The following is a 24,380-nucleotide window of genomic DNA, read 5'->3' on the forward strand; positions in this document are numbered from 1 at the left end:
CGATATTTCGGTTATGGAAATAATTATAGCATAGAACGAGTGGAAATCAGCTTCCCAACTTTCCTTTTTTTGAGCCTGTATCAAATACCCAATACATTGTCGCCGTTGCGATTGCAAAGACAATTCCGCCATATAAAGGCAAGTAGATGGATTCCATCATGAGGGAAATTGTCATTAAAAGCGTGAACGAGATGAGTAAGTGCGCAAAGTATTTATGGAACCGGTGATGCTGTGTTGTTTTTAATTCAATCAGAACATCGGATACCATGACAAGCCCAAATTCAATAATTCCGTAGACTAGGATGAACCAAATTAAGTTGCCCCAGCCTTCAAATTCAATTCCGACAAGCAGTAAAATGCCTACTTCCACGGAAATCGCGACGCCGATAATCGCTATAAATAATAAACCGATAAAGATAAAGCCGATAAAACCTCCGAAATTTTTCATATAGACTCCTAACAATTTTGAATAGATCATAGTTAGTATAAATGATTTCCGGAAAAAAGAGGGAAGTGCGCTCTCATCAAAGAATATAAAAAATACCTGTAGCAAGCACACTTTATCGAATGCCTCACTACAGGTATGAAGTTATGCTTTTACTGTCATGTTTTTCGTTAACTGACGAATCGTATAAACTAAAGCGCCGATTAATAGGACGTTGAGCAATACGATTAGAAAAGTGGAGTAGTTTTCGATGCTGATCATGCTGAAAATTGCTAATGGTAGCTCTTCACCCCATAACCCCGAATGAATGAAAATCACAAAAAGTGAAATTAAAATGAAACTCACACCCCTGTAAAGGTTCATTCGATGAAACCCTGCAGCAATAAACCAGCCGACTAAATAAAATACGACAATATCCAAAGCCAGTTTCACAAAGTATAATGTCATTTGTTCAAAGCCATTAGTGAAGTTGCCAAAGATGAAGTCTTCAATCTCGTATAAAATGGCTGTTAACATTGTAAATGAGGCAGCCAGCAGGAAAATACCGATGACATTTCCTTTAAAGTAAGCTTTCCTTGTAATGCCCATCGATACGAAATATTGAAGAAATGGCCCCATCGATAAAATCCCACATACTAGGAAAAAGATGCGCGCGGAATTACCGAGCAGGGCGGCAATCGAAGTTTCAGAACCTTCGTCCATAAAAGTAGGGACACTCATCTCAAAGCTGTTCCCAGAGAAATTAGAGAAAATAAGACTTCCAATATAGATGGCTAAAACAATCCCCATAAACCAAAGTGTCCAGCTGCCGATTACTTGAAACATGGCAGAGCCGACGACAAATGATTTTTTCGTTCTCATATTAAGATTCCTCCTCCGTCAAATGGATAAATAGCTCTTGTAATGTAATCTGTGCAATTTGTAATCCATTCGCACGTTGTTTTTCTTCTTCCGAAAGCTGTCCATAAACCATCGCCTGCTTCGTGCTCCCAAGAACTTGCTCTTTTAAAACGGTCTTCCCGATTGTAAATGCATCGACCTCTTCAATCGGACCTGTCACCGTAACTCCTCGTGATGTGAATGTATCCAGATCTTCGTGAATGATAATTTCACCTTGGTCGATAATAATAACTCCCTCAAACATCGATTCCATTTCCGAAATTAAATGTGTCGATAAGATGATTGTTCGCGGATGCTCCATATAATCATTTAATACTTCTTCATAAAATTTTACGCGTGCAGGTGCGTCCATTCCTAAATAGGCTTCATCAAAAATCGTAATTGCACATCGGCTTGCTAAACCGATGACGACATGCATGGCAGACATCATCCCGCGCGATAGGGAAGAGACCGCTACATCTTCAGGGAGTCGGAACCGTTGCATCAGCTCTTTTGCATAGTCTTCATCAAAATTCGGACGGAATGCTGCTGTTTGTTTAATGTATTTCCATACTTTTTCCGACTCGTCGAGCTTTATATCCCGGATAAAAATAATATTTTCCATTAAATCTTCATTTTCAAAAACAGAAACCCCGTCAATTGCTACACGTCCGGAAGTTGCCTGCACAAAGCTCGCGAGCAGTGAGAGCATGGAAGTTTTTCCGGCTCCATTACGACCGAGCAGCCCGTATATTTTATTTGTTTCTAATGTAAGAGAAACATTTTTTAATATTTGTTTATTTTTTAATTGAAGAGAGACATCTTCAAATTGAATGACGTTGTACATATTTGAACCCTACCTTTCGTATGAATCGAACATTTTCTGAATTTCCTCTTTCGTCATGCCAAGTTTTTTTGCCTCGGCGATTAGCGGTTCAATATATTGCTGTTGAAATTGGGAAATGCGTCGGTTTCGCAGCATTTCAAATGCGCCGTCCGCGACAAACATCCCGACGCCACGTCTTTTATAGACAATCCCTGAATCGACCAGCTGGTTAAAGCCTTTTAAAATCGTGGCGGGATTTATTTTATAATGGGCAACGAGCTGATTCGTTGAAGGAATTTGATCACCATCTTTTAAAACACCATTTACAATATCATCCTCAATCATTTCTGCAATCTGTTGGAAAATGGGCTTCGTATCATCGAATGTTAATCGCATTGTTTTCCTCCTCTCCGTTTCTGTTATATGGTTAACTATATGAGTAACTAACTAAAAAGTCAAGCAGGAATGTAATATATTTTTAGATAAATTTGGAAAGCAATCGATGCAACTTCTGCTCAATTGCGCTACGATAAACATAATAAATCCAAAAGGGTGATCAGGATGTTCTATCTATTGCTAAGTTATTTATTCGGTACAATCCTTTTTGCAGTCGTTATAGGGAAAATAAAAGGGATTGATCTGCAATATGCAAATAGCGGCAATCTTGGGGCACGAAATGCCGGACGTACATTAGGTAAGTGGGCTTTTATCCTCGTGGCAGTGGGGGATGGACTAAAAGGGCTGATTGTAGTAGTAGCAGGGCGTATGCTTGAGCTTCCTGAACAGATGATTGCGCTTGCCGTCATCGCTGTAGTGCTTGGCCATCTGTACCCGTTTTGGAATCACGGAAAAGGCGGAAAAGGAGTCGCAACAGTAATCGGAGCAATGGTCGCTTTTTCTCCGTTACTCCTATTGGTATTTTTAGCCGGCTTTTTATTGAGTCTGCTCATCACAAAAAGTGCAACACTTAGTATGACAGGCGGATTCATCATGTACGGACTAGTCGCGAGCGTATATATGGATGCAGGGTTTATCGTAACGATTGCACTTATTCTCGTGATTTGGAAACAGCGTCATAGCATTGTAGAAAGGGTGAAACCGAATGTACTGGAGTAAGATTGCAGCAACAGATGAAGAATTTGATGCAATTGCAGCATTAAACTATGCAACATTTGTGGAGGAAATTCCCCAGCATGAGCACAATCCATCGCGGCGACTCATCGATAAATTTCATGATGAAAATGTGTATGTAATTGTTTATAAAAATACGGAAATGGTCGGTATGGTCGCATTCCGCGATACTAGGCCATTTTCAATTGACCGTAAAATCGGGGATGTTGAAAACCATTTGGACCCAGAAGTTTGCGAATATTTATGCGAAATCAGGCTGCTCGCGGTAAAAAAGAATCACCGGAACGGACGTGTTTTTACGAAGCTTGCAACAGCGATCTACCGCTATTTTTACGATGCGGGATATACGGCATGTGTCATTTCCGGTACGGTACGTGAAGAGAAAATGTATACACAAATGGGGTTCAGGCAATTCGCTTCAGCTGTAGGGACAGAGGAAGCTCGTTATTTGCCGATGGTTTTAACACGGCAGGACAGTACAGTTTTCCGGGAGCGTCTGCGTGAACAGAATATGGTGTTTTTCCCGGGACCGGTTGCATTGGAAAAGCCGATCATCCCATCAACGAATTCCCACCGCTCCGTAAAATTTCAGCAAGAGCTTGAGCAGGTGAAAGGTGAGTTATGTAAGCTTGCAAAGGCAAATTTCGTCATACCGCTTGTCGGTACAGGAACACTTGCTAATGATGCGATGCTTGGTCAGTTGAAAAGTGAATTTCCCGATGAAGCCGGACTAGTATTAGTGAACGGAGAATTCGGCGATCGTCTTTATAACCAGGCAAAACAATGGGGACTACATATTGAAAAGATTGATGTTGGATGGGGAAGTCCATTCGATATTGCGCAAATTGAAACGTACTTCCAAAAAGGCAGTTATCGTTACATTGTATTTGTTCATGGCGAAACGTCGAACAGTACATTGAATCCGCTCGAGGAGTTAGGAGAGCTGGCGGACAAATATAATATTAAGCTATGTGCGGACTGTATTAGTTCGTTTGGTTCCGTACCATTTTCGATGCAGGGGCTTCATTATGCAACAGCGGTCAGCGGAAAGTCGCTCGGTACGGTGGCAGGACTTGCTTTCATCTTTTGTAAGGAACGGCCGGTTTCGAGTGATGCGCCGTTATATATGAATTTGCCGTATTATATTGAGAAGCAAATTCCATTTACATTGCCGCATTATTTTGTCGAGGCTGTCAAAGATGCACTAAAGTTGTATCCGGAGCGCTTTGACGTGTTGGAAAAGCGGATGGCAACAATAAAAAATTCAGCACTTAATGTAACAGCAACTTATCCGATGATTGCAACATGGGCACACCCGAAAATGGCCGAAATACTAACAATATGCGCATTAAACGGCTTTTTGCTGCATGGTGACAGCACTTATTTAAAGGAATGCAACATCGCTCAAATCAGCACAATTCAGCCGAGTTTTGATAAGGATTTTAAAAGGTTACAAGAGTTGCTTACTTATGTAATGGAAACGTTGTAGGGGGAGGGATAGTAGGGTAGGTAATGCAGAAACATTTAGTTCATTCAAATGATTACAATCAATCTTACAGCATTGTAAGGTAATTGAAAGCCAATCCGATAGAGTGTAATAGTTTAATTTGGCACAATAAGGTCATAAGGAAATTTAACATACACATACGATGTAATTATGCCGAGGCGCTCTTCATATAAAATCTATCGGAGGACTTTCAAATGAATGAATTATTAACGACTATTTATGATGAATACAACCGCTACATTTACCATCTTTGCTTAAAGCTTACACGCAATCAAAACGAAGCAGAAGATTTAATGCAGGAAGTTTGGGTAAAAGTTGTACGCTATGAAGAATCAGTTTCAAAAGTAGACCATGTAAAAGCATGGCTTACAACAATTACGATGAATACATTCCGCGACCGTTATCGCAAAAATGTACGTCGGAGTAAATACATGATGAATCAACCTGAACAATTAGACGTACCGATTTTAGATTTGGTTCCCAACAATGATTTTACGACAGAAGAACTTGTGGAAAAAACAGAAATTACAAAAATTGTGCAAGAGAAAATGGGTCAGCTTGATAGCATTTACCAAAAAACATTATGGTATTTCTATGTGGATCAATTCTCATTAGCCGAAATTTCCGAGCTGATGAAAGTATCAATCGGTACCGTGAAATCTCGCCTGTTCCGCGCAAAAGCACGTTTAAAAGAAATTTTGTTATCCGACAATGGTGTCGCAGAAACAGTATTGGCTTAGTAATAGTTAGGACGAAAGCTATGGCAGAAAGTTGCCGTAGCTTTTTTTGTGTGAATGGAAAGTGGCTGATATCTTATTGTGGTTGACTAATATTAGGGGAGAAATGGCTAAAATCTAATAGAGTTTGACTAATAACCAAGAGAGTTTGACTAATATCCGCAGAAAAGTGACTAAAAAACGAAACACGATGACCTTCTGATACTTTTCAAAGTAAGGGGCGATTCAAAATCGGGGAATAAGAGGAGCCATACAAAAAACACATGAGCATACGGCTGCTCATGTGTTTATAACTTCGTACATTTATCAAAGATTGCCGTTAAAGTCTTAATTTCATCTTCTGTTAACATGCCGAACAGGTTTTCGAAAAGATTGTCTACTTGCTGACGAGAGCGTTCGAGCACTTCGATTCCTGCTTCGGTAATATGAATTTGCGAAGCGCGGCGATCCGTTTCATTTTGTGTTTTTTCAATGAGCCCCGCCTTAATGAGCTTCGTCGTCAAAACGGTCACGCCACCTGTTGTCACTTTCAGCTTTTCTGCAATGGCAGAAGGGCGCTTTGGACCATCTGTGTGCAAGTAAGCCAAAATTAAAATATGTGATTTTGAGAAGCCTAACTGATTTTGACTGTTCCATTGATTAGCAATTTTGCGTTCCAACGATGTCATTTTTTCAAAAAGTTCGGTTAACTGCTCGCGTTTATGCTCATTCATCAGTGTCAACTCCAAATGTTATCACTATTCTACGGCTAATTTCTGAAGGGCATTTAATTCAAATGCACGCACTTTACGAGGGATGAAACGACGAATGTCCATTTCGTTATAGCCGATCTGAATGCGTTTTTCATCAAGTAAAATAGGGCTGCGCAACATACGAGGATGCTGCTGGATTAAGTTGTACAGCTCTTGAATGGATAGCTGGTCAATATCAATGTCCAGGTTTTTGAAATCATTGGAGTTTGTCGCAATAATTTCATCCGTACCATCTTCTGTCATACTTAAAATATGTTTAAACTCTGCTAAAGTCAAAGATTGAGAAGTTGTTCTTTTTTCAGTATAAGTAATATTATTTTCATTTAGCCATTTCAATGCTTTTCGTGATGAGGAACAGCTCGATTGTGTATAGATTGTTACTGTCATAATTAATTTCCTCGCTTTCCCATAATCAATAATTTGGTGATAGCTTAGTTGTAAGACATTTACTTATAATAATATCTTACCAGTAAGCTATTTATAATGCAATAAGTTTATTATATGTTTCCCTTTAACTGTTTACCCATTCTTCTAATAAATTATACGTATAAAACTATAAAAAGTTTCTATTTTAATATTACAGTTTTGTAAAGTATAAACTAGAAGAGAGAGGGGACTGCTGGGCGCGGTTAGTTTTGTACAGAAAATTAATCTAATATGTAGTGGAAGTGCTTTAAAAGACCGCGACTTTTTATTATATTCCTGAAATATTCCAGATAGAACCGGCTATGAAAAAAGGTTTTTCTGAAATACAGAAGATATTGCGATTACCCAATAAAACAGTATCTGTTCCAATAAGTAAGGGATGTTTTCTAATAAATACTCGAACATCTACTATATTCGTCATATATACTGTAAAGTCCTTGCAACGTCGCTATTATATTGGTAAATAATTCTAAAAATTATTGTATTTTTCAAATATTTGCCATAATCCTCCCGAGAAAAATACTCGCAAAAAAACAGCACACTCCATAAAATAGAGGCGCTGCTTCATTAATACTATTTAAATTCGTTCAATTCCTTCGTTTCACGAGTCGTGAACCAGTCTTGCACGTTCCAAACTTTTGTTGCCAAACCTTCATAGAACTCAGGTTCATGCGATACTAGAACGATTGTACCTTTGAATTCTTTCATGGCGCGTTTAAGCTCTTCTTTCGCATCAACGTCCAAGTGGTTTGTCGGTTCGTCAAAGATCAGCCAGTTTGTTTGATCCATCATCAGCTTGCAAAGACGTACTTTTGCCTGCTCACCACCAGAAAGGGAATTCAGTGGGCGAGTAATATGGTCCGTTTTCAGACCGGCACGTGCCAATGCTGCACGAACTTGTGCTTGTTCCATAGAAGGGAAGGCATTCCATACATCATCGATCGGTGTGATTTTATCAGCTTTTACTTCCTGTTCGAAGTATGACGGCTCCAGATAGTCACCTAAAATCACTTTACCGTCCAATGGCTGAACTTTACCTAACATTGTTTTCAGTAACGTCGATTTCCCGACACCGTTCATGCCGACTAATGCGATTTTTTCACCGCGTTCGATTTGGAATGTAAGTGGCGGCAATAATGGTTTTTCTTTATCATAGCCAATTACCAAGTTTTCTGCTTCCACAATATAACGGCCAGGTGTTCGCGCTTCTTTAAAGCTGAACTCCGGTTTCACGGCAGTTTCCGGGCGATCAATACGCTCCATACGGTCCAGCTGTTTTGCACGTGATTTTGCACGGCCGCTTGTTGAGTAACGTGCTTTGTTGCGGGCAATGAAATCTTCCTGCTGCTTAATAAATTCCTGCTGTTTTTCATATGCATCAATATGCTGGCGCTTATTGATTTCTGCAAGCTCGATAAATTTCTCATATGTCGCAGTATAACGCGTCATTTTCGTAAATTCTAAATGTAAAATTACATCGACAACATTGTTCATAAATTCCGTATCATGTGAAATTAACAGGAATGCATACGGATAGTTTTTCAAGTAGTTTTTCAGCCAAGTAACATGTTCTTCATCAAGATAGTTCGTCGGCTCATCCAGTAATAATACTTTTGGTTTTTCAAGTAAAAGTTTAGCAAGTAATACTTTTGTACGCTGACCACCAGATAATGCGGCAACATCGCGTTCCAGACCAATCGCATCCAATCCTAAACCGCGGGCGATCTCATCGATTTTCATGTCCAGGCTATAGAAATCACCAGCATCAAGTGCATCCTGGATTTCCGACATTTCTTCCAATAGGCTGTCGTAATCTGCATCAGGCTCGCCTAGTTCCACTGAAATTTCATTTAAACGCTCTTCCTTCTTATATAAAGGTGCAAACGCGTCACGTAATGCATCGCGCATTGAACGGCCGGCAGTTAAAACCGTATGCTGATCCAAATAACCGTAATGTGTGCCAGGAAGCCATTCGACTTTTCCTTCATCGTGAATTGCTTGCCCTGTAATAATGCTCATCAATGTCGATTTTCCAACACCGTTTGCACCAACAAGTCCGATATGATCGCCTTCAACAAGACGGAATGAAACATCTTTAAATAACGTACGGTCACCAAATGAATGACCTAAATTTTCAACAGTTAATATTGCCATATATAATCCTCCGAGTGTTTTAGTGTTTTCTGCTAACAGCGTTGATTTTCGTTTCGGCGCACGGTTTCCGCCTACACTCCAATCAACTAGATTCTTCTTTAAAAAAAATTTTATCCATTAAAAAACCCGCAACATTAAAGTGCTGCGAGCTGTTTGTTTAGTTCTGCTAGCCGTGCTTCCATATTTTCAAGGCGTGTGAGCGCTTGTTTTACTGAGTCTGCATGGCCAAGTGATTCTAGCTTTTCCATATCGCCTTGAAGATTGATGTAATCATTCTTTAATTCGGCGATTTCCTGCTGAAGCTGGTCCTTTGTTTGCATCGTTAATTACTCCTTTATTTTCGGAAATTAATCTTTTCATATTGTAACATAATGCATACATTTATGTGATGGGGAAAGCCTGATTTTTTAAGTTAAATATGTGCCATATTATGACGTGCATAAGCTAAATCGAGCAACAGGTTTTTCAGTATTTCATTGTTTGTCAAAATTTCTAGACTGCGCTGCTTGCGGACAGCCCGTTCACGGCGCTGCTCATGAAGCAAGAGCTCCATCACGGCATTTTGAATAATGGACTGCTTCATTTTCCGGCCTAACCCGATATGGATAAAGCCGTTCATCTCGCGTGTAAATGCATAATTCAGTTCATTATCCTGTTGAGCCGTTGTAATACAAGGAATGCCGGCTGCCGCCACTTTATAAGGCGTATAGTTGGCATTACAAATAATCAAGTCTGCTTGCGGCATCAACTCGAGCAGGGCATCATGTTTTTGAACGATGACGGTATTTTTCCGGCTTAACGCCATCATTTTTAGACTATCGATGTCATGATGATAGTCATCGTCAATCGCGACTGAAATTTTTAAAGGGATTTGCAGCTGTGTTAAGTGGCGTAAAGTACGATAAGTAAGGTTGTTGCTATCCCCATCTTCAAATGCGACAACAATATGCGGAAGTGAATCTTTAATCGAGCTATCGGGTTTTTCAAGGATTTGGTGTGCGACTTTTTCTAAATTTGGCGGAACGGCAAACGCATAGCTGCCGGCTAGCTCATGTGTATGCGGCTCTTCATGGGATTCCCCAAACAACGCAACAATATGACAGTCGCTAAGCTGTGCACCCATGCCAAAATCATCAAAATGAACAATCGTCGAGCAAAACGGTTTAATCATTTCAATTTGTTCAACTTGGGTATCTTTACCTTCATGGATAATTAAATGCGGCTCCAATTCACGAATTTTCTTTTTAAGTTCGATAAAACGATCAAACTTTACAATATTTAAGCCGGTTTGGGCCAATTTATCAAGAAGCTGTTGATTTGCAGTTTTCACAAAGAGAACGATCTCTTCTTCCTGCAACAGATTTGCCAAAGTTACTGCACGCTCAAAAGGATATGTTCCTTTAATCTCACAATGCTCGATAATCCATATAATTTTTCTTTTTTGCACGTAAATCCCATCCTTTCCACTATCTCTATAAAATATGGTGGAATTGCCGAAATTATGAATGAGAGAGTTTTCTGCATATACATACATCAAAATAAAGAAAAGAGGAAACATATGAAAACGATGCGTTCAGCGTTGGTCGTCGGTGCAACAGGATTGGTCGGTTCTTCCCTTGTGAAGTTATTATGCGAGAGTGAGGAGTATGTTGCAGTCAATGTCATTTCAAGAAGACCGCTTGATTTTACGCACCCAAAATTAGTTGTAAAGCTGTGTGAATTTAATCAGATTGCCGACAAGGATATTGAATTTGCTCATGAGGTATTTTGCTGTTTAGGAACGACGATGAAAAAAGCGGGTTCAAAGCAGCAGTTTGAAAAGGTCGATTTCGAGTATCCGCTAACGATTGCAGCGATTGCAAAAAATCGCGGGGTCGGTCATTTTATTGTCATTTCGGCAATGGGAGCAAATGAAAAGGCACTTGCTTACTATAGTCAGGTAAAGGGGAAATTGGAGGCAGAGCTCATTAAAATGGATTTCCCGCAACTATCCATCGTACGTCCCTCACTTATTACAGGGGATCGCCCGGAATTCCGTCTTGGAGAAACGATTGGCGATAAAATATTAAAGGTGCTTAATCCGATTTTAGTCGGACCGCTGAAAAAAATCCATTCCATTCCGGCGACGCAGATTGCATTGGCGATGAAAGTAATCGCACTACACGGAAAAAAGCAGAAAGTGGCGATTTACTTATCCGATGAGCTGCTGAAAATGCATATGCCCAATATTGAAAAGGAAGAAACTTTAGCAGATGATGAAGTGACTTTTAACTGGGATAAATACAAAGAAGACTCGTTGCCGCCAGTAGATATTGAGGATAAAGAGTTCAGTCGGAAAAATGAAACGCGGGGTAAATAAGGGGAAACAACCCTCATCTTATATTTTGGGAAATTATTCAAATTCCTTTCCCGATATAACAATGTAAGACGAAAGACTGAAATTGTACTTTACTAAGCAACTACCTATTAAAAAGCAAAGTTATTCTGATACAATATGAGTACAATGATTTGCATGGAGGAACTTTTATGAAAATATTACTTGTCGATGGAACCATTTTTGGTCGTAAAACCGGCGTTCTTTTGGAACAGGTTCAACAATATATTCAAGCTTTCAACCCTTCGCTAGAATTAGAGATTTTATACTTCTCAAAATTACAGCATCAAATTTTAGACGGCAGTCCGCTAAATGATGATATGAAAAAAATGATTCAAAAGTTTGAAGAAGCGGATGCCTACATTTTCGCATCGCCGATTTTCCAGGCATCAATCCCGGGCGTACTGAAAAATGCCTTTGATATGATTCCACCAAAAGCGTTACGTTACAAGCCGGCAGCTATTATCGGCAATGGCGGAACATACCAGCATCATTTAGTACTGGAAAACCAATTGCGTCCGATTCTTGATTACTTCCGCTGCCTAGTTACGCCAAACTATGTATACACACACGCGGATCACTTTGATAAAGAAAATAAAATTATCGATGAAGATGTGCACAACCGCCTGCGCGAACTGGCGCGTGTATTCGTTCAATATTGCGAAATGACAAAAACATTATCAAAACAAGCAGTAGATATGCAATAACCATTAGGAAGCCTCCATTAAATGTGGAAGCTTCTTTTTTATTTCCTTCAGCAAACGCATCATATCCCTTCAAAAATTCATGAATATAAACTCGCGTATAATATATTTCTTTATTCACCATAATTTAAAGTTAGGATGATGCTATAATGGTATTGTAAAAATTTGTAATGACAAGGGAGCGCAAATAGTTTCATTTGAATCCACCGTCATTTTGAAGTACCATGAATACTTATGTCAAAGTGAAGATTTTACTTCCGGAGCATTTGGAGGCGAACCGATAGATGGAACAAACGATATGGCAACAGGAAGAGACACATTTAAAAGAAATTAGTGCTCTTCTCAAACAACAAATAAAGGTCCAGTCCAATCATTTAAAAAAGCAAAAAGGCGACATTGTAGAGGAACGCTCACAAGCATCTTCGGAGTTTAACGATGTTTCAGGGGAAAGTGCCATCCAATTTTCGCAAATACTGCAAACGATGCAATTGCACGAACGGGAGTATCTGAATGCCAGCGAACAATTAAGCAAAATGCAAATACTATATAAAAGTCCGTATTTTGGACGAATATCAATTGAAAATGAAGAAGGCGAGCGTGAACATTTATATATTGGCTTATCAACATTCCGCGAACCAAAAACGGATGATGTGCTCATATATGACTGGCGTGCGCCAATCTCAAGCCTTTTTTATGAAAATAAAGTCGGAAATGCGCGCTATCAAATTCCGGACGGGGAATATATTCCGGTTACGATTCAAGGCCGTCGTCAGTATAAAGTGAAGTACGATGAGCTGTTGCAAGTACTGGACGCGGATATTTATGTAGGCGATGAAGTGCTGCAAAGCCTGCTGTCGGATACGGCAAAAGAAAAGATGAAATCGATTGTCGCAACGATTCAAAGTGACCAGAACATCGTCATTCGTTCATCAAACAAAGATAATTTAATCGTACTAGGACCGCCTGGCAGCGGAAAAACCTCTGTTGCGATGCAGCGAATTGCTTATTTGCTGTATGAATACCGCCAAACAATGAGTGCACGCAGTATTTTGCTCATTTCGCCGTCTGATTTGTTCAATGACTACATTTCAAATGTATTGCCGGAACTCGGCGAGGATAATGTCCAGCATACGACATATTACCGTTTACTGCGCGATTTAAAATTGTCTTATTATAAAGCAGAAACGAGCTACGAAAATATTGAACGACTTCAAAAGGCGAGTAAGGAAGAACGTGAGCACTATGCATTTAAAGGCTCACATAGCTACGTAAAGCAACTGCTGAAATATATTGAAAGTCTCAAGAAGAGCGGTATGCCGTTTTATAATTTAAAAATCGAAGGAAAGCTGTTCGTATCCGCCAAAAAACTGACAGATCTGTTTTATGACAAGTTCGGCGCATTGGATATTGATTTTCGTCTGAAAAAGATCCGTACAGTACTGCTGGAAAAAATCGAGCAGGAAAAAACAAAAGACCGCAAAGTATTGATGAAGGAACTAAAAGCGGTCAATACGTATATTGGGACAGATAAGGAAATCGAGCAGCAGGCAAATGAAAAGCTGCAAAAAAGGTACGGCAAGCTTGAAAGTGCGATTCATCAGCTAGGATTTGTGAATTTAAACAAAATGTATCTGCATTCGTTAACATACCAAAATGATAATCTAAAGACACAAACGATTCAGGCCGCTACGACTGAAACGCTGAAACAACGCATATTATATTACGAAGATTTGGCACCGATCATGTATATGCAAGCCGTTGTAAAAGGCTTGTATACAGATAATACGATCAAACATATTGTCATTGATGAAATCCAGGACTATTCGTATTTACAGCTGTTGACGATTAAAGCGATGTATCCGAAAGCGCATTACACATTGCTTGGAGATAAAAATCAGGTCGTGCATCCGCAAATGAAGGACTCGCTTGCAGGTCCATTGTCCAAGCACTTCAAAGCAGTAGAGCTAAATAAATCGTACCGGTCAACAAATGAAATTACCGATTTTATGAGTGCAATTTTAAACAATACGACAACCGAATCCCTTGGTGTATCAGGAGATAAGCCAAAAATTATTGAAACGAATGCAGTGCGCGAAACAATTACCCAGCTCGTCAAAACACATTATAAAGATGAGGATAGCTTCGTTATTTTATGCAAAAATAAACTGGCTTCCGAACAATTATACAATGAATTAAAACCGCTTCTTCCTCAGCTACAGCTCGTTACAGAAGAACAGAAAGTATATATGAAGGGACTGCTCATCATGCCGGGCTATATGGCGAAAGGCTTTGAGTTTACGACGGTTCTTGTAGCAGATGCAAATGCTCATGTATACAAGGAAGAGATGGATGCGTATTTGCTGTATACAATTGCTTCACGTGCGACACGTCAATTATTTTTAGTAACGGACGGAACATTGCCAAAAGCGCTTGCCCATATCGGTGAACAGTATTATCGTAAAGAAGTGAACATTTAGGCGTCTTTATCGTCTAACAGAAGAGAACTACTTTTTTAGGAGATATAAATGGAAAATTTTGATTTGATTTTAGTTTTAAAGCATTTTATTATCGGTATTGTCCAAGGCTTAACTGAACCGATACCGGTGTCATCAAGTGGACATGTCATGATTGTAAGTGAACTTCTGGGAATGGGTGAACAAGGTTTTACTTTCGCGATCCTGACGAATACGGCATCATTAATTGCGATCATGTTTATTTACCGTGAAGATATTATTCGGTTAATTACTGGGTTTTTACTGTTTATTAAAACACGTAATGCTCGATACCGTGCGGATTTTAATTTTGCATTGTTCGTCATTATCGGCTCGATTCCAGCAGGTGTTCTAGGTGTTCTGCTGAGCGATGTTATTGCAGATAATGTGAGTATGACGACAATCGCGATTATGCTGTTTGTGACAGGGATTGCCTTATGGTTAATTCGGAATTTACGCGGAACAAAACGTGACGGGGATTTATCAGCAAAGGATGCCTTATTAGTAGGTTTTGGGCAGGCAGTTGCATTAACACCGGGAATTAGCCGATCGGGTGCAACAATTATTTCGGCAATCGCTGTCGGAATGAAACAGGAGACGGCACTGCGTTTCTCATTCATGCTGTATATTCCGGTGAGTTTAGGCGGTGTTGTGCTAGGGTTTACTGACTTCCTCGATGAGCCAAACAAAGCGGATTTAGCCATTCCGTATACCGTTACATTCCTTGCGACCTTGTTTATGACATATTTCGCCATGCGCTGGTTCATGGGCATTATGAAAAACGGAAAGCTGCACTACTTTACGTATTACTGCTTTTTAGTTGGTATTTTATTATTAATATTCTATTAGAACGGATAAACACGCTCGTAGTCTTAAAGGCTATAAAGCGTGTTTTTTGTTTAAAGTAAGAGTGGTTTTCCATTTATTTTGAAAAATAAACTGGATTACTTCTTCTATTTTTTTGAGGAAGTATATAACCTGATTAATCAGCCTTCCTAACCAATTTAGCAACCTATATTATTTCAATTTCAATCTGATTTAATAAAAAATTATTGACAAACGGAGCAGATTTCTATTTAATTAGTTAGGTTAACTAACCATTTTAGAAAAAATAGGGAGGTATCTAATTATGACTTTCTTTTTACAATTGCACCGTTTTCATAAACGATATATGCAGCGTCTGACTAATATACTGGCAGGGTATGAACTGTCCAATGCCAACTGGTCTTTAATGCAATATTTGGCGAATGAAGAGCTGGCAACGATGAGCCAAATCGCAAAATATTGGGATGTTGAAAAGCCGACTGTTTCTGCAAATGTTAAGACATTGACGAAACTGGAGATTATTCAAATGAAGCAAGGTAATGACAGAAGGGAGAAATATATAAGTTTGACGGAAAAAGGAGAAAGATTGTATAAAAATATTTCCCCGGAAATTAAATTTCTACAAAATCAGCTATTAAACAACCTGTCAGAAGAACAACAGGAGCTTTTTGAAAAAGTACTGTCTGATATGGAGAAAATATTGAAAGAAGGGCTAGAATGAAGGAAGTAAAAGAGCCAATTTGGACGAAGGATTTTATCATTGTATCAATCATTAACTTTATAGCAATCTTAATATTCTTCCTGCTAATGGTGACCATTTCAAGTTATGCAGTAGAAACGTATCAAGTTTCAACAAGTATTGCAGGACTTGTTTCGAGTATTTTTATTATCGGATCATTGATTGGTCGGATAGGTGCGGGGCGTCTCATCAGCAATATCGGGCCACAGAAGATGCTTTTAATCGGTCTTATCGTATTTTTCGTATCTACAACACTTTATTTAATGGAATGGGGCGTTATTTATTTATTGATCGTCCGTTTATTGCAAGGGATTGCTGTCGGGACAGTCGGAACAGCGACAGGTACGATTGTTGCTATGATATTACCGGCATCACGTAAAGGGGAAGGGATTGGATACTTTAGCTTAAGCGCAATTTTGGCAACAGCAATCGGACCGTTTGTCGGCATGTTTATGCTGAAGCTTGAAAACGGCTTTGATGTCATTTTCTATATGAACATGGCCCTTTCACTTATTTTACTGGTCGCTTATTTCTTTGTTAAAATTTCTTTACCGCAACCTAGTAAACAAAATGGGAATGAGCCTGAGAAGCTTTCATTCCTTGAAAAATTCATCGAACCAAAAGCGCTTCCGATTTCATTTATTGCCTTATTAATTGGCTTTGCATACTCGGGAGTTATGACGTTCATCACATTTTATGCAAAAGAAATCAATTTAGTGGAAGCGGCAAGCTACTTTTTCTTAGCCTATGCGGGGATTGTCGTTATTTCCCGTCCGATTACCGGGAAAATGATGGATGTGCGCGGTCCAAATATTATTGTTTATCCATGTCTTGTTGTTTTCGCGATTGGAATGCTGCTGTTCAGTCAGGCATCAGCAGGCTGGATGCTGTTACTTGCAGCTGTCCTTATTGGATTTGGCTACGGGAACTTCAATTCCATTGCCCAAACGATTGCAGTTAAAGTAACAGAGCCACATCGGTTCGGATTAGCAACATCCACATACTTCATTTTATATGATTTAGGATTAGGTGTCGGGCCATTTATTTTAGGGATGATTGAACCTTATACAACATACCGCACAATATTCGTATCGATGATTCCGCTCATTCTTATCTGTATTCCGCTTTACTATTTATTAGTAGGAAGAAAGCGAAAGCTGGCATAAGTCTGTCAAGGTAATTGGTCAAAATGACAGCTTCATGTCATTAACTTACTAGCAATAAGCATGTATCTTCTTAAATGGTACATGCTTATTGTTTATTCAGATAGAAAGTGATAAAATTTTGAAAATTACAAAAAGGAAGAGAGTTCATTATGCAATATTCTGATAGTATTTTAAAAACACCGTCATCATTCATCCGAAATATTTTAAAGGTAACGGATGCATGCGACGTCATTTCATTTGCAGGAGGCTTACCAAATCCAATCTCATTTCCAATTGATGAGTTAAAGCAGTCGGTAAATGATGCGATTGATGCAAATGGTGCAAAGGTCTTTCAATATTCAACGACACAAGGCTATTTGCCGCTACGTCAGTATATTGCAGAGAAATATAATAACAAGCAATCGAATTTAAATTATACAGCTGATGATGTCCTTATTACGACAGGTTCGCAACAAGCATTGGAACTTATTTCCAAAGTTCTGCTGAACAAAGGTGATGGGGTTGTAATTGAGGAACCGGGCTATTTAGGGGCGATCCAGGCATTTACATTACGCGAACCAAAATTCTACGGTGTCACACTGGAAACAGAAGGTGTGAATGTAGAACAATTAAAGGATGCGTTAAAACAGCCGAATGTGAAAATGGTATACACAGTTCCGAATTTCCAAAATCCTACTGGGTTAACGTATACAAAAGAGCGCCGTGAAGAAGTATTTGAAGCGGTAGAAGACCAGGATATCATTTTTATCGAGGATGATCCATACGGAGAGCTTCGTTTTACTGGAGAACATTTGCCATATATCGCAGCAGGGAAGATGACAAACAGTGTCGTACTAGGTTCATTTTCAAAAACGGTGACACCGGGTATGCGCCTAGGTTATATTTTGACGAAAAATCATGAACTACTAAATCATGTCGAAACAGCGAAGCAGGCAACGGATTTACATACAAATATTTTCGCGCAATACATTTTGCATCAGTATTTAACGACTAACGAGTATGAAGCACATGTTGAAAAAATTATAGCGCTGTACAAAACACAAGCAGATGCGATGCTTGCTGCAATGGAAAAGTACTTCCCGCCATATGTGGAATATACGAAACCTGAAGGCGGTATGTTTATATGGGTAACTCTCCCGGAAGGCGTAAATGCGCTTGGCAAGTTTTCGGAAGCGATGGAGAAAAAAGTAGCATTCGTACCGGGAAATCCATTTTACACTGACAAAGAGTCGGTAAATACACTGCGCCTGAACTATACAAATGCAACACCTGAAATTATTGAAGAGGGTATTAAACGATTAGCGGAAATTTTATAAGTAAATTTAGGGAAGCTGTTGCCAGGAGGAATCCGGGTGATAGCTTTTTCTTATTTTGTTAATTTACAAATGAACAAATGAGTAATTAATCTTTAATCCGCCAAAAATCGATTATATCGAAAGTGAGGAGGGAGGGGGAGAAGTGTTTGAAGTACAAACAAATCGGAAGTACATTATCACGCACAAAACTTACGGAGTTAAAAGAAATTGTCGGAATATAGATTTCCTGGGAAATAGCACGTACATTTCATCGATTCTATAATACCAAACACCATTAATTTTTCGACAATTCACCGGCAAATAATGTTTCCAGTTTTCATTAAATTCAAGGCAACAAAAATGAGAGGGAAACAAATGATAGCAAACAATATTGAAGAAAATCTATTGCTGTACTGTAGTTTATATAATCCCCCTGAACGTACGATAGGAGAGGCAAAAAGAAGGGGGACCAGCTTTCAAAAAGGGATGATGCAACGTGTTATTTTGGCATTTACGATTATGCACAACGTGAAAAATAGAAACAGCCGTGCCGAAGTTAATCTTCGGCATGGCTGTTTTTAAATCATTATGAAACTATAAAAAGAAGCATACCCGATAGAGTATGCTTCTTGCAACTAACTATGTGAACTTAATTCGTTAGAATTAAAGTTTTGTTACGTTAGTAGCTTGTGGGCCACGGTTGCCTTCTTCAACGTCGAATTCAACTTTTTGACCTTCGTCTAAAGTTTTGAAACCTTCGCCTTGGATAGCTGAGAAGTGTACGAATACATCGTTACCGCCTTCAACTTCGATGAAACCGAAACCTTTTTCTGAGTTAAACCATTTTACTGTACCTTGTTGCATGAGAGAAAACCTCCAAAAAATTAATTAATTGAATTGCTAAATGTATAAAAAATTCACACATTAAAAAAGGGAGCGTAGCGTACACGTTCACTTTTTTAATATGTGAATTAATCGTTAACAGCTAAAGCAATTTAATTAAGTTTATTGTATAACAACAATATCCAAATGTCTACTAAAAATATTCGAAATGAAGAAGAAAATTTTGATTTTTCATACAAATGAAGGGAAAGTATGAGTAAATTACATCGTTTTTATAGTACTATACTACTGAATTAGACGCATTATATGTAAAATTTTATGTAATATATAAACTTTTTACCTTTAATTTTGAGATATACTCATAATCAACAACCCTAAAAAATTTTTAAGTTTTATTTGAATTATTTTGTTGTTAATAATAATATACCCTACCTTTTAAAATGCTAAACATCATATTATATTCTTATAACAATTTATTGTGATATCCAATAATATTTTTTCCGTCCATGGGTCGTGAAGCATTACGTCTAGATGCTCTTGATGTATGGTATAGTTGGTTCAAAGAGTTACGAAAGGATTGTTTACAATGGTTAAAAGCTTAGTATTAGCAGAGAAACCTTCAGTAGCACGCGATATTGCAAATGTGCTGAAGTGTCATAAAAAAGGTAATGGATTTTTAGAAGGAGACAAATATATTGTCACATGGGCGTTAGGACATTTAGTAACGCTGGCAGACCCGGAAAGCTATGACGAGAAATATAAGAAGTGGGATTTGGCCGATTTACCGATGCTGCCGGAACGTCTGAAACTAACAACAATCAAGCAGACAAGCAAACAATATAATGCGGTTAAATCACAGCTGACGCGCAATGATGTAAATGAAATTATCATTGCAACAGATGCCGGTCGTGAAGGGGAGCTTGTTGCCCGCTGGATTATTGAACGTGCAAAAGTAAATAAACCGGTTAAACGTTTATGGATATCTTCTGTTACCGATAAAGCAATTAAAGAAGGCTTTGCAAATTTAAAGCCAGGGAAAGCATATGAAAACTTATATTATGCAGCGGTTGCCCGAAGTGAAGCCGACTGGTATATCGGACTGAACGCAAGTCGCGCATTATCGACGAAATTTAATGCACAGCTTAATACGGGTCGTGTGCAAACACCGGTTGTTGCAATGGTCGCAGCCCGTGAAGATGAGATTAAGCATTTTAAACCTCAAACGTATTATGGAATCGAAGCTCAAACAAAAGAGCTGAAATTAACTTGGCAGGATCAAAACGGCAATTCACGCAGTTTCGATAGAGACAAGATTGAACGAATCGTCAACGCTTTAGATCATCAAAATGCAAAAGTAATCGATATTGAACGAAAACCGAAAAAGACGTTCTCGCCCGGACTATATGATTTAACTGAATTGCAACGTGATGCCAATAAAATATTTGGCTATTCGGCAAAAGAAACGCTGAATATTATGCAAAAGCTATATGAATCACATAAAGTGCTCACATATCCTCGTACCGATTCACGTTATCTGTCGTCTGATATTGTCGGCACATTACCTGAACGCCTGAAAGCATGTGCTGTAGGGGAATATCGCACATTAGCAAACAAAGTACTGACAAAGCCGATTAAAGCAAACAAATCGTTTGTTGATGATAGTAAAGTATCGGATCACCATGCCATCATCCCGACTGAAGAATATGTAAACTTTGCGAACTTCAATGATAAAGAGCGCAAAATTTACGATTTAGTCGTAAAGCGTTTTCTTGCAGTGCTTTTCCCTGCACATGAGTTTGAGCAGTTAACGGTTCAGGCAGAAATCGGGAAAGAGAAGTTCATCGCACGCGGTAAAACGGTAATTACTGCGGGGTGGAAAGAAGTGTACTCGAATCGTTTTGATGACGAGGAAACTTCAGAGGATGTAAAAGAACAGCTGTTGCCGCGCCTTGAAAAAGGACAAGTGCTGAACGTGTCATTACTAGCCCAAACTTCGGGACAAACAAAACCGCCAGCACGCTTTACAGAGGCGACGATATTGACGGCGATGGAGAATCCGGCAAAATATATGAACACGCAAAATAAAGCTCTTGCCGATACATTAAAATCAACTGGCGGGTTAGGGACTGTTGCGACACGTGCCGATATAATCGAAAAATTGTTCAATTCATTCCTTATTGAAAAGCGCGGAAAAGACATTCATATTACGTCAAAAGGCCGCCAGCTGCTGGATTTAGTGCCGAATGAACTGAAATCACCGGAAACGACAGCACAGTGGGAACAAAAGCTAGAGCAAATTGCTAAAGGTAAGCTGAAAAAAGATGTCTTCATTAATGAAATGAAACAGCACACGAAAGCAATCGTTGCTGATATTAAAAACAGCGATAAGAAATTCAAGCACGATAATATTTCAACGAAGTCCTGCCCGGATTGCGGAAAGCCGATGCTTGAAGTGAACGGGAAAAAAGGCAAAATGCTCGTATGTCAGGACCGTGAATGTGGTCACCGCAAAAACGTCTCACGCGTAACGAATGCCCGCTGTCCGCAATGTAAGAAAAAGCTGGAACTGCACGGACAAGGCGACGGCCAAATTTTTGTATGTAAATGCGGTTACCGCGAAAAATTATCCGCATTTGAAGCACGCCGTAAAAAAGAAGGCGGCGGTAAAGTCGATAAACGCAGTGTTCAAAAATATATGAAGCAACAAGAAAAAGAAGCCGAGCCAATTAATAACGCATTTGCGGATTTATTAAAAGGCATGAAGTTTGATGATTAATCATTAATCATTTAAATAATTAAATGCAAGATGGAAAACCGTACTTTAAATAAGTGCGGTTTTCGTGTTTTAAAGGGATTCTGTAGTTACTTCTATTTAATCAATAAACAGAGTGAGAATGGAATCTATTGAGGCTTCTCCATTCGCAACAGCATTCACTTTATCAACATATTGCTTGTCGATTAAATATTTTAACGGCTGCTCTACTGCATTAAAATATTTGAATGTTTCCCGTGCTATCTCATCCCATTCTTCATAATAGGTTAAATAGTCATTTGCCGTTACTTTTGTTCTTGATGTGCCTTCCTCGGGGATGCACTCAAATTCCTCATCATCACCCAAAGTTCCGTAATCGCATGTTAATTGCTCGCCAGGTTGAATGGCTTTTGCAGCCATTTGAAAATTATAAGCTGTATCGATACAATTTGGATTGAAACTGTGATTCATATATTTTGCGTGATCCCAATGAAGAACATAGATGCCGTCAGACTCTAAATATGCGTATTTATAGACATCCGCTTTTTGCAAATCACCTAGGCTTTCGATAAAGTCCTCAGTCAGCATGAGATCAAGGTCATCTTTAATCCAGACTATCGTTCCTTTTGGGATTAATTTTGTTGCAAAGACGCCGACGCCTACCTGCTCACTGACGAATTGGATTTCTGTATCGGGGTGCATCATTTGTTATTCCTCCTTAAAAGTAAACCCGTTCAACTACTATGTTGAGTGGGGGATACATCATTTCCTTGAATTCAGATTGTTTTAATATGTTTATGTCATTACTTTCTATTTTGAATAGGCTTTCGTCTTATTTATAACGCCATGATGCACGTGAATTTTAAGTTGTACTGCGGATTCCATTTCATTAGAAAACCATGTAGAATAATTCCTGTTCTACATGGTTTATTTAACAAATGTAATGCAATTATTTAATTCTCTTTATTCTTTCGTGCAATAATCCATCCGAGCTGTTATTCTCACCATAAACAAAATCCTGCATATAGTAAGCTAAATATTTTCCGTAATTACTTTCCGTCTTCATTAATAACTCATCAACATAATAGGCACCTAAAGGAATCGTATCTAATAGTAAACTTGCGGTACCTGCATATATGCCGCACGCTACCTGAAAGTATGTGGCACTCGTGTTGTATTTTTTGAATATATCTTTACTTCTCATCTTGTTATACATATAGATTTCCTTATCTTCGTAAACTAAAAGAACCCCGACAAGATCTTCTCCTTCAACTTCTCCCTCAGCAGGGTCGATTAACGTTTGATTCCAGTTCCAAAGGTCATCCACATCATCTAAATTATTGCGGATTAATTCCGTTGTATGTTCATTGACTCGATAAATAAAGCCCAACTCAAAATCAAATAGTTTTCCTAATGACAGTACTTCTTCATGGGGCATGAGGCATCCATAAAATTCTCGATCCTTTAAAGTAATCTTAAATTCGGTCGCATACACATGATCGTACATGTAAAGTGGAATCTGATCGCGGACAAACATAGGATAGCTTAAAATGGCTTCATCGAGAAAACACTCAACAGACCATGTCGTATATATCGTTTTAGAATCAACAAGGTTTTCGTCTTTATAAAAAGAACTGTCGTGCTCAAAAATATAACAAGCTAAAGGTGGGTCACTCGTATGATCCTTCAATAATTTAATCGCCATCCATTGCACGACACCAGGATTCATACCTGAGCCGATAATAGCTCTCGTATTGGTAAAGGCATCTTTCTTTTTTTCGAACCGGGTATACCGTTCAGTAAGCGGAAAACCATACAAGCTTTCGTCTAGATCAACTGCAGTGTTTTCCAAAGCCGAGTTGATATAATGAACGCCAAGCTTATTGCAGCATTCGACCATTTCAATTGTATCAGCCCAGGATACATCAATAACTAGTTTGGTGCTCGTCGACCGTAAATGTTCCGTAAATTGATCAAGATCATTCAAATCAAATTGAACAGCAATTATTTTATCCTTTAAATTAGGGAACAGTTGCTGATAGTAATCCATTGTTTTTTGATTGATATCAATTAGGTAAAGCTTTGAATTTACAATAACTCGATGGATAGGATCATTTTTATCGGTAGCTGAGTGATTTAAAATCGATAAGACCGACTTCGCAACACCCCCTGTACTTCCAAGAATCGTGATTGTATATTCATTTAGTTGGACCACAGCAAAACATCCTTTTCCTTTAATTCCTATAGCGTATGAAATTTTGAAGAGGGATGTATGTATGTGTAACTAGTTATAAGAAATTTATTTAAATATAAAAATGCCATTTTCCTCCTAA

24 protein-coding genes are annotated in these 24,380 nt (G+C 38.7%); 12 read left to right on the plus strand and 12 right to left on the minus strand.

The features are described from left to right. Window positions 1–46: 46 nt before the first annotated feature. From MKZ25_RS02295 to MKZ25_RS02310, 4 genes are all read right to left on the minus strand, one after another. Window positions 47–448 (minus strand): YrvL family regulatory protein, encoded by a 402-nt coding sequence (locus MKZ25_RS02295; RefSeq protein WP_340799955.1) that lies wholly within the window; start codon window positions 446–448, stop codon window positions 47–49. Between the two features lie 141 nt (window positions 449–589). Next, on the minus strand, window positions 590–1,306 hold the full coding sequence (locus tag MKZ25_RS02300; protein ID WP_340799956.1) for a hypothetical protein: 717 nt from the start codon (window positions 1,304–1,306) through the stop codon (window positions 590–592). Window position 1,307: 1 nt separating this feature from the next. After that, on the minus strand, window positions 1,308–2,171 hold the full coding sequence (locus tag MKZ25_RS02305) for an ABC transporter ATP-binding protein (RefSeq protein WP_340799957.1): 864 nt from the start codon (window positions 2,169–2,171) through the stop codon (window positions 1,308–1,310). Window positions 2,172–2,180: 9 nt separating this feature from the next. Further along, a complete protein-coding gene (locus MKZ25_RS02310) occupies window positions 2,181–2,546 on the minus strand; it encodes a GntR family transcriptional regulator (protein WP_340799958.1) in 366 nt (121 codons plus the stop codon). 165 nt (window positions 2,547–2,711) lie between these two features. Here MKZ25_RS02310 and MKZ25_RS02315 point away from each other — a divergent pair, with 165 nt between their 5' ends. From MKZ25_RS02315 to MKZ25_RS02325, 3 genes are all read left to right on the plus strand, one after another. Then, window positions 2,712–3,266 (plus strand): glycerol-3-phosphate acyltransferase, encoded by a 555-nt coding sequence (locus MKZ25_RS02315; RefSeq protein WP_340799959.1) that lies wholly within the window; start codon window positions 2,712–2,714, stop codon window positions 3,264–3,266. Continuing rightward, the gene (locus MKZ25_RS02320; RefSeq protein WP_340799960.1) at window positions 3,253–4,770 is read left to right on the plus strand and encodes an aminotransferase class V-fold PLP-dependent enzyme; all 1,518 of its coding nucleotides are present in this window, start codon (window positions 3,253–3,255) and stop codon (window positions 4,768–4,770) included. The genes MKZ25_RS02315 and MKZ25_RS02320 overlap by 14 nt, the downstream gene beginning before the upstream one ends. 212 nt (window positions 4,771–4,982) lie before the next feature. Then, window positions 4,983–5,528, plus strand: coding sequence for an RNA polymerase sigma factor (locus MKZ25_RS02325; protein ID WP_340799961.1), 546 nt, complete (start codon window positions 4,983–4,985; stop codon window positions 5,526–5,528). A 284-nt stretch (window positions 5,529–5,812) separates the two neighbouring features. Here the strand turns inward: MKZ25_RS02325 and MKZ25_RS02330 are convergent, their stop codons facing one another. The 5 genes from MKZ25_RS02330 to MKZ25_RS02350 form a co-directional block, all read right to left on the minus strand. Next, on the minus strand, window positions 5,813–6,238 hold the full coding sequence (locus MKZ25_RS02330; protein ID WP_339175007.1) for a MarR family winged helix-turn-helix transcriptional regulator: 426 nt from the start codon (window positions 6,236–6,238) through the stop codon (window positions 5,813–5,815). Window positions 6,239–6,262: 24 nt separating this feature from the next. Continuing rightward, window positions 6,263–6,664: a transcriptional regulator SpxA gene (gene spxA, locus MKZ25_RS02335; protein WP_008404676.1), complete on the minus strand. Its 402-nt coding sequence runs from the start codon at window positions 6,662–6,664 to the stop codon at window positions 6,263–6,265. Window positions 6,665–7,276: 612 nt separating this feature from the next. Further along, entirely contained in the window at window positions 7,277–8,857 is a 1,581-nt protein-coding gene (locus tag MKZ25_RS02340; protein ID WP_340799962.1) for an ABC-F family ATP-binding cassette domain-containing protein, read from the minus strand. Window positions 8,858–8,991: 134 nt separating this feature from the next. Next, window positions 8,992–9,177, minus strand: coding sequence for an SE1832 family protein (locus MKZ25_RS02345; protein ID WP_340799963.1), 186 nt, complete (start codon window positions 9,175–9,177; stop codon window positions 8,992–8,994). 92 nt (window positions 9,178–9,269) lie between these two features. Continuing rightward, on the minus strand, window positions 9,270–10,304 hold the full coding sequence (locus tag MKZ25_RS02350; protein WP_340799964.1) for a PseG/SpsG family protein: 1,035 nt from the start codon (window positions 10,302–10,304) through the stop codon (window positions 9,270–9,272). A 111-nt stretch (window positions 10,305–10,415) separates the two neighbouring features. On the opposite strand from MKZ25_RS02350, the gene MKZ25_RS02355 reads away from it, so the two are divergent. From MKZ25_RS02355 to MKZ25_RS02390, 8 genes are all read left to right on the plus strand, one after another. Then, on the plus strand, window positions 10,416–11,216 hold the full coding sequence (locus MKZ25_RS02355; protein WP_340799965.1) for an NAD(P)H-binding protein: 801 nt from the start codon (window positions 10,416–10,418) through the stop codon (window positions 11,214–11,216). Window positions 11,217–11,383: 167 nt separating this feature from the next. Next, on the plus strand, window positions 11,384–11,938 hold the full coding sequence (locus tag MKZ25_RS02360) for an NADPH-dependent FMN reductase (protein WP_008404666.1): 555 nt from the start codon (window positions 11,384–11,386) through the stop codon (window positions 11,936–11,938). A gap of 281 nt (window positions 11,939–12,219) precedes the next feature. Further along, a complete protein-coding gene (gene helD, locus MKZ25_RS02365; protein WP_340799966.1) occupies window positions 12,220–14,412 on the plus strand; it encodes an RNA polymerase recycling motor HelD in 2,193 nt (730 codons plus the stop codon). A 48-nt stretch (window positions 14,413–14,460) separates the two neighbouring features. Then, window positions 14,461–15,276: an undecaprenyl-diphosphate phosphatase gene (locus MKZ25_RS02370; protein WP_340799967.1), complete on the plus strand. Its 816-nt coding sequence runs from the start codon at window positions 14,461–14,463 to the stop codon at window positions 15,274–15,276. Window positions 15,277–15,556: 280 nt separating this feature from the next. Continuing rightward, the gene (locus MKZ25_RS02375; RefSeq protein ID WP_340799968.1) at window positions 15,557–15,973 is read left to right on the plus strand and encodes a MarR family winged helix-turn-helix transcriptional regulator; all 417 of its coding nucleotides are present in this window, start codon (window positions 15,557–15,559) and stop codon (window positions 15,971–15,973) included. After that, complete coding sequence (locus MKZ25_RS02380; RefSeq protein ID WP_340799969.1) at window positions 15,970–17,157, plus strand: MFS transporter; 1,188 nt, start codon at window positions 15,970–15,972, stop codon at window positions 17,155–17,157. The genes MKZ25_RS02375 and MKZ25_RS02380 overlap by 4 nt, the downstream gene beginning before the upstream one ends. A gap of 149 nt (window positions 17,158–17,306) precedes the next feature. Beyond that, a complete protein-coding gene (locus tag MKZ25_RS02385) occupies window positions 17,307–18,473 on the plus strand; it encodes an aminotransferase-like domain-containing protein (protein WP_340799970.1) in 1,167 nt (388 codons plus the stop codon). Window positions 18,474–18,827: 354 nt separating this feature from the next. Beyond that, window positions 18,828–19,034: a hypothetical protein gene (locus tag MKZ25_RS02390; protein WP_340799971.1), complete on the plus strand. Its 207-nt coding sequence runs from the start codon at window positions 18,828–18,830 to the stop codon at window positions 19,032–19,034. A gap of 81 nt (window positions 19,035–19,115) precedes the next feature. Here the strand turns inward: MKZ25_RS02390 and MKZ25_RS02395 are convergent, their stop codons facing one another. Then, window positions 19,116–19,316 carry a cold-shock protein gene (locus MKZ25_RS02395; RefSeq protein ID WP_008404655.1) on the minus strand — a complete coding sequence of 67 codons (201 nt, stop codon included), beginning with the start codon at window positions 19,314–19,316 and terminating at the stop codon, window positions 19,116–19,118. Window positions 19,317–19,881: 565 nt separating this feature from the next. On the opposite strand from MKZ25_RS02395, the gene MKZ25_RS02400 reads away from it, so the two are divergent. Continuing rightward, window positions 19,882–22,071 carry a DNA topoisomerase III gene (locus MKZ25_RS02400; protein WP_340799972.1) on the plus strand — a complete coding sequence of 730 codons (2,190 nt, stop codon included), beginning with the start codon at window positions 19,882–19,884 and terminating at the stop codon, window positions 22,069–22,071. 96 nt (window positions 22,072–22,167) lie between these two features. Here the strand turns inward: MKZ25_RS02400 and MKZ25_RS02405 are convergent, their stop codons facing one another. Continuing rightward, on the minus strand, window positions 22,168–22,752 hold the full coding sequence (locus tag MKZ25_RS02405) for an SET domain-containing protein (protein ID WP_340799973.1): 585 nt from the start codon (window positions 22,750–22,752) through the stop codon (window positions 22,168–22,170). 244 nt (window positions 22,753–22,996) lie between these two features. Then, entirely contained in the window at window positions 22,997–24,262 is a 1,266-nt protein-coding gene (locus tag MKZ25_RS02410; protein WP_340799974.1) for a saccharopine dehydrogenase NADP-binding domain-containing protein, read from the minus strand. Window positions 24,263–24,380 lie beyond the last annotated feature (118 nt).

It is taken from the genome of Solibacillus sp. FSL W7-1464 (assembly GCF_038004425.1).
GTDB lineage: Bacteria > Bacillota > Bacilli > Bacillales_A > Planococcaceae > Solibacillus.

Excerpts from the sequence above, each read along its gene's own strand:
- MKZ25_RS02295 (WP_340799955.1), bottom strand. The coding sequence starts at position 448 with ATGAAAAATTTCGGAGGTTTTATCGGCTTTATCTTTATCGGTTTATTA.
- MKZ25_RS02300 (WP_340799956.1), bottom strand. The coding sequence starts at position 1,306 with ATGAGAACGAAAAAATCATTTGTCGTCGGCTCTGCCATGTTTCAAGTA.
- MKZ25_RS02305 (WP_340799957.1), bottom strand. The coding sequence starts at position 2,171 with ATGTACAACGTCATTCAATTTGAAGATGTCTCTCTTCAATTAAAAAAT.
- MKZ25_RS02310 (WP_340799958.1), bottom strand. The coding sequence starts at position 2,546 with ATGCGATTAACATTCGATGATACGAAGCCCATTTTCCAACAGATTGCA.
- MKZ25_RS02315 (WP_340799959.1), top strand. The coding sequence starts at position 2,712 with ATGTTCTATCTATTGCTAAGTTATTTATTCGGTACAATCCTTTTTGCA.
- MKZ25_RS02320 (WP_340799960.1), top strand. The coding sequence starts at position 3,253 with ATGTACTGGAGTAAGATTGCAGCAACAGATGAAGAATTTGATGCAATT.
- MKZ25_RS02325 (WP_340799961.1), top strand. The coding sequence starts at position 4,983 with ATGAATGAATTATTAACGACTATTTATGATGAATACAACCGCTACATT.
- MKZ25_RS02330 (WP_339175007.1), bottom strand. The coding sequence starts at position 6,238 with ATGAATGAGCATAAACGCGAGCAGTTAACCGAACTTTTTGAAAAAATG.
- spxA (WP_008404676.1), bottom strand. The coding sequence starts at position 6,664 with ATGACAGTAACAATCTATACACAATCGAGCTGTTCCTCATCACGAAAA.
- MKZ25_RS02340 (WP_340799962.1), bottom strand. The coding sequence starts at position 8,857 with ATGGCAATATTAACTGTTGAAAATTTAGGTCATTCATTTGGTGACCGT.
- MKZ25_RS02345 (WP_340799963.1), bottom strand. The coding sequence starts at position 9,177 with ATGCAAACAAAGGACCAGCTTCAGCAGGAAATCGCCGAATTAAAGAAT.
- MKZ25_RS02355 (WP_340799965.1), top strand. The coding sequence starts at position 10,416 with ATGAAAACGATGCGTTCAGCGTTGGTCGTCGGTGCAACAGGATTGGTC.
- MKZ25_RS02360 (WP_008404666.1), top strand. The coding sequence starts at position 11,384 with ATGAAAATATTACTTGTCGATGGAACCATTTTTGGTCGTAAAACCGGC.
- helD (WP_340799966.1), top strand. The coding sequence starts at position 12,220 with ATGGAACAAACGATATGGCAACAGGAAGAGACACATTTAAAAGAAATT.
- MKZ25_RS02370 (WP_340799967.1), top strand. The coding sequence starts at position 14,461 with ATGGAAAATTTTGATTTGATTTTAGTTTTAAAGCATTTTATTATCGGT.
- MKZ25_RS02375 (WP_340799968.1), top strand. The coding sequence starts at position 15,557 with ATGACTTTCTTTTTACAATTGCACCGTTTTCATAAACGATATATGCAG.
- MKZ25_RS02380 (WP_340799969.1), top strand. The coding sequence starts at position 15,970 with ATGAAGGAAGTAAAAGAGCCAATTTGGACGAAGGATTTTATCATTGTA.
- MKZ25_RS02385 (WP_340799970.1), top strand. The coding sequence starts at position 17,307 with ATGCAATATTCTGATAGTATTTTAAAAACACCGTCATCATTCATCCGA.
- MKZ25_RS02390 (WP_340799971.1), top strand. The coding sequence starts at position 18,828 with ATGATAGCAAACAATATTGAAGAAAATCTATTGCTGTACTGTAGTTTA.
- MKZ25_RS02395 (WP_008404655.1), bottom strand. The coding sequence starts at position 19,316 with ATGCAACAAGGTACAGTAAAATGGTTTAACTCAGAAAAAGGTTTCGGT.
- MKZ25_RS02400 (WP_340799972.1), top strand. The coding sequence starts at position 19,882 with ATGGTTAAAAGCTTAGTATTAGCAGAGAAACCTTCAGTAGCACGCGAT.
- MKZ25_RS02405 (WP_340799973.1), bottom strand. The coding sequence starts at position 22,752 with ATGATGCACCCCGATACAGAAATCCAATTCGTCAGTGAGCAGGTAGGC.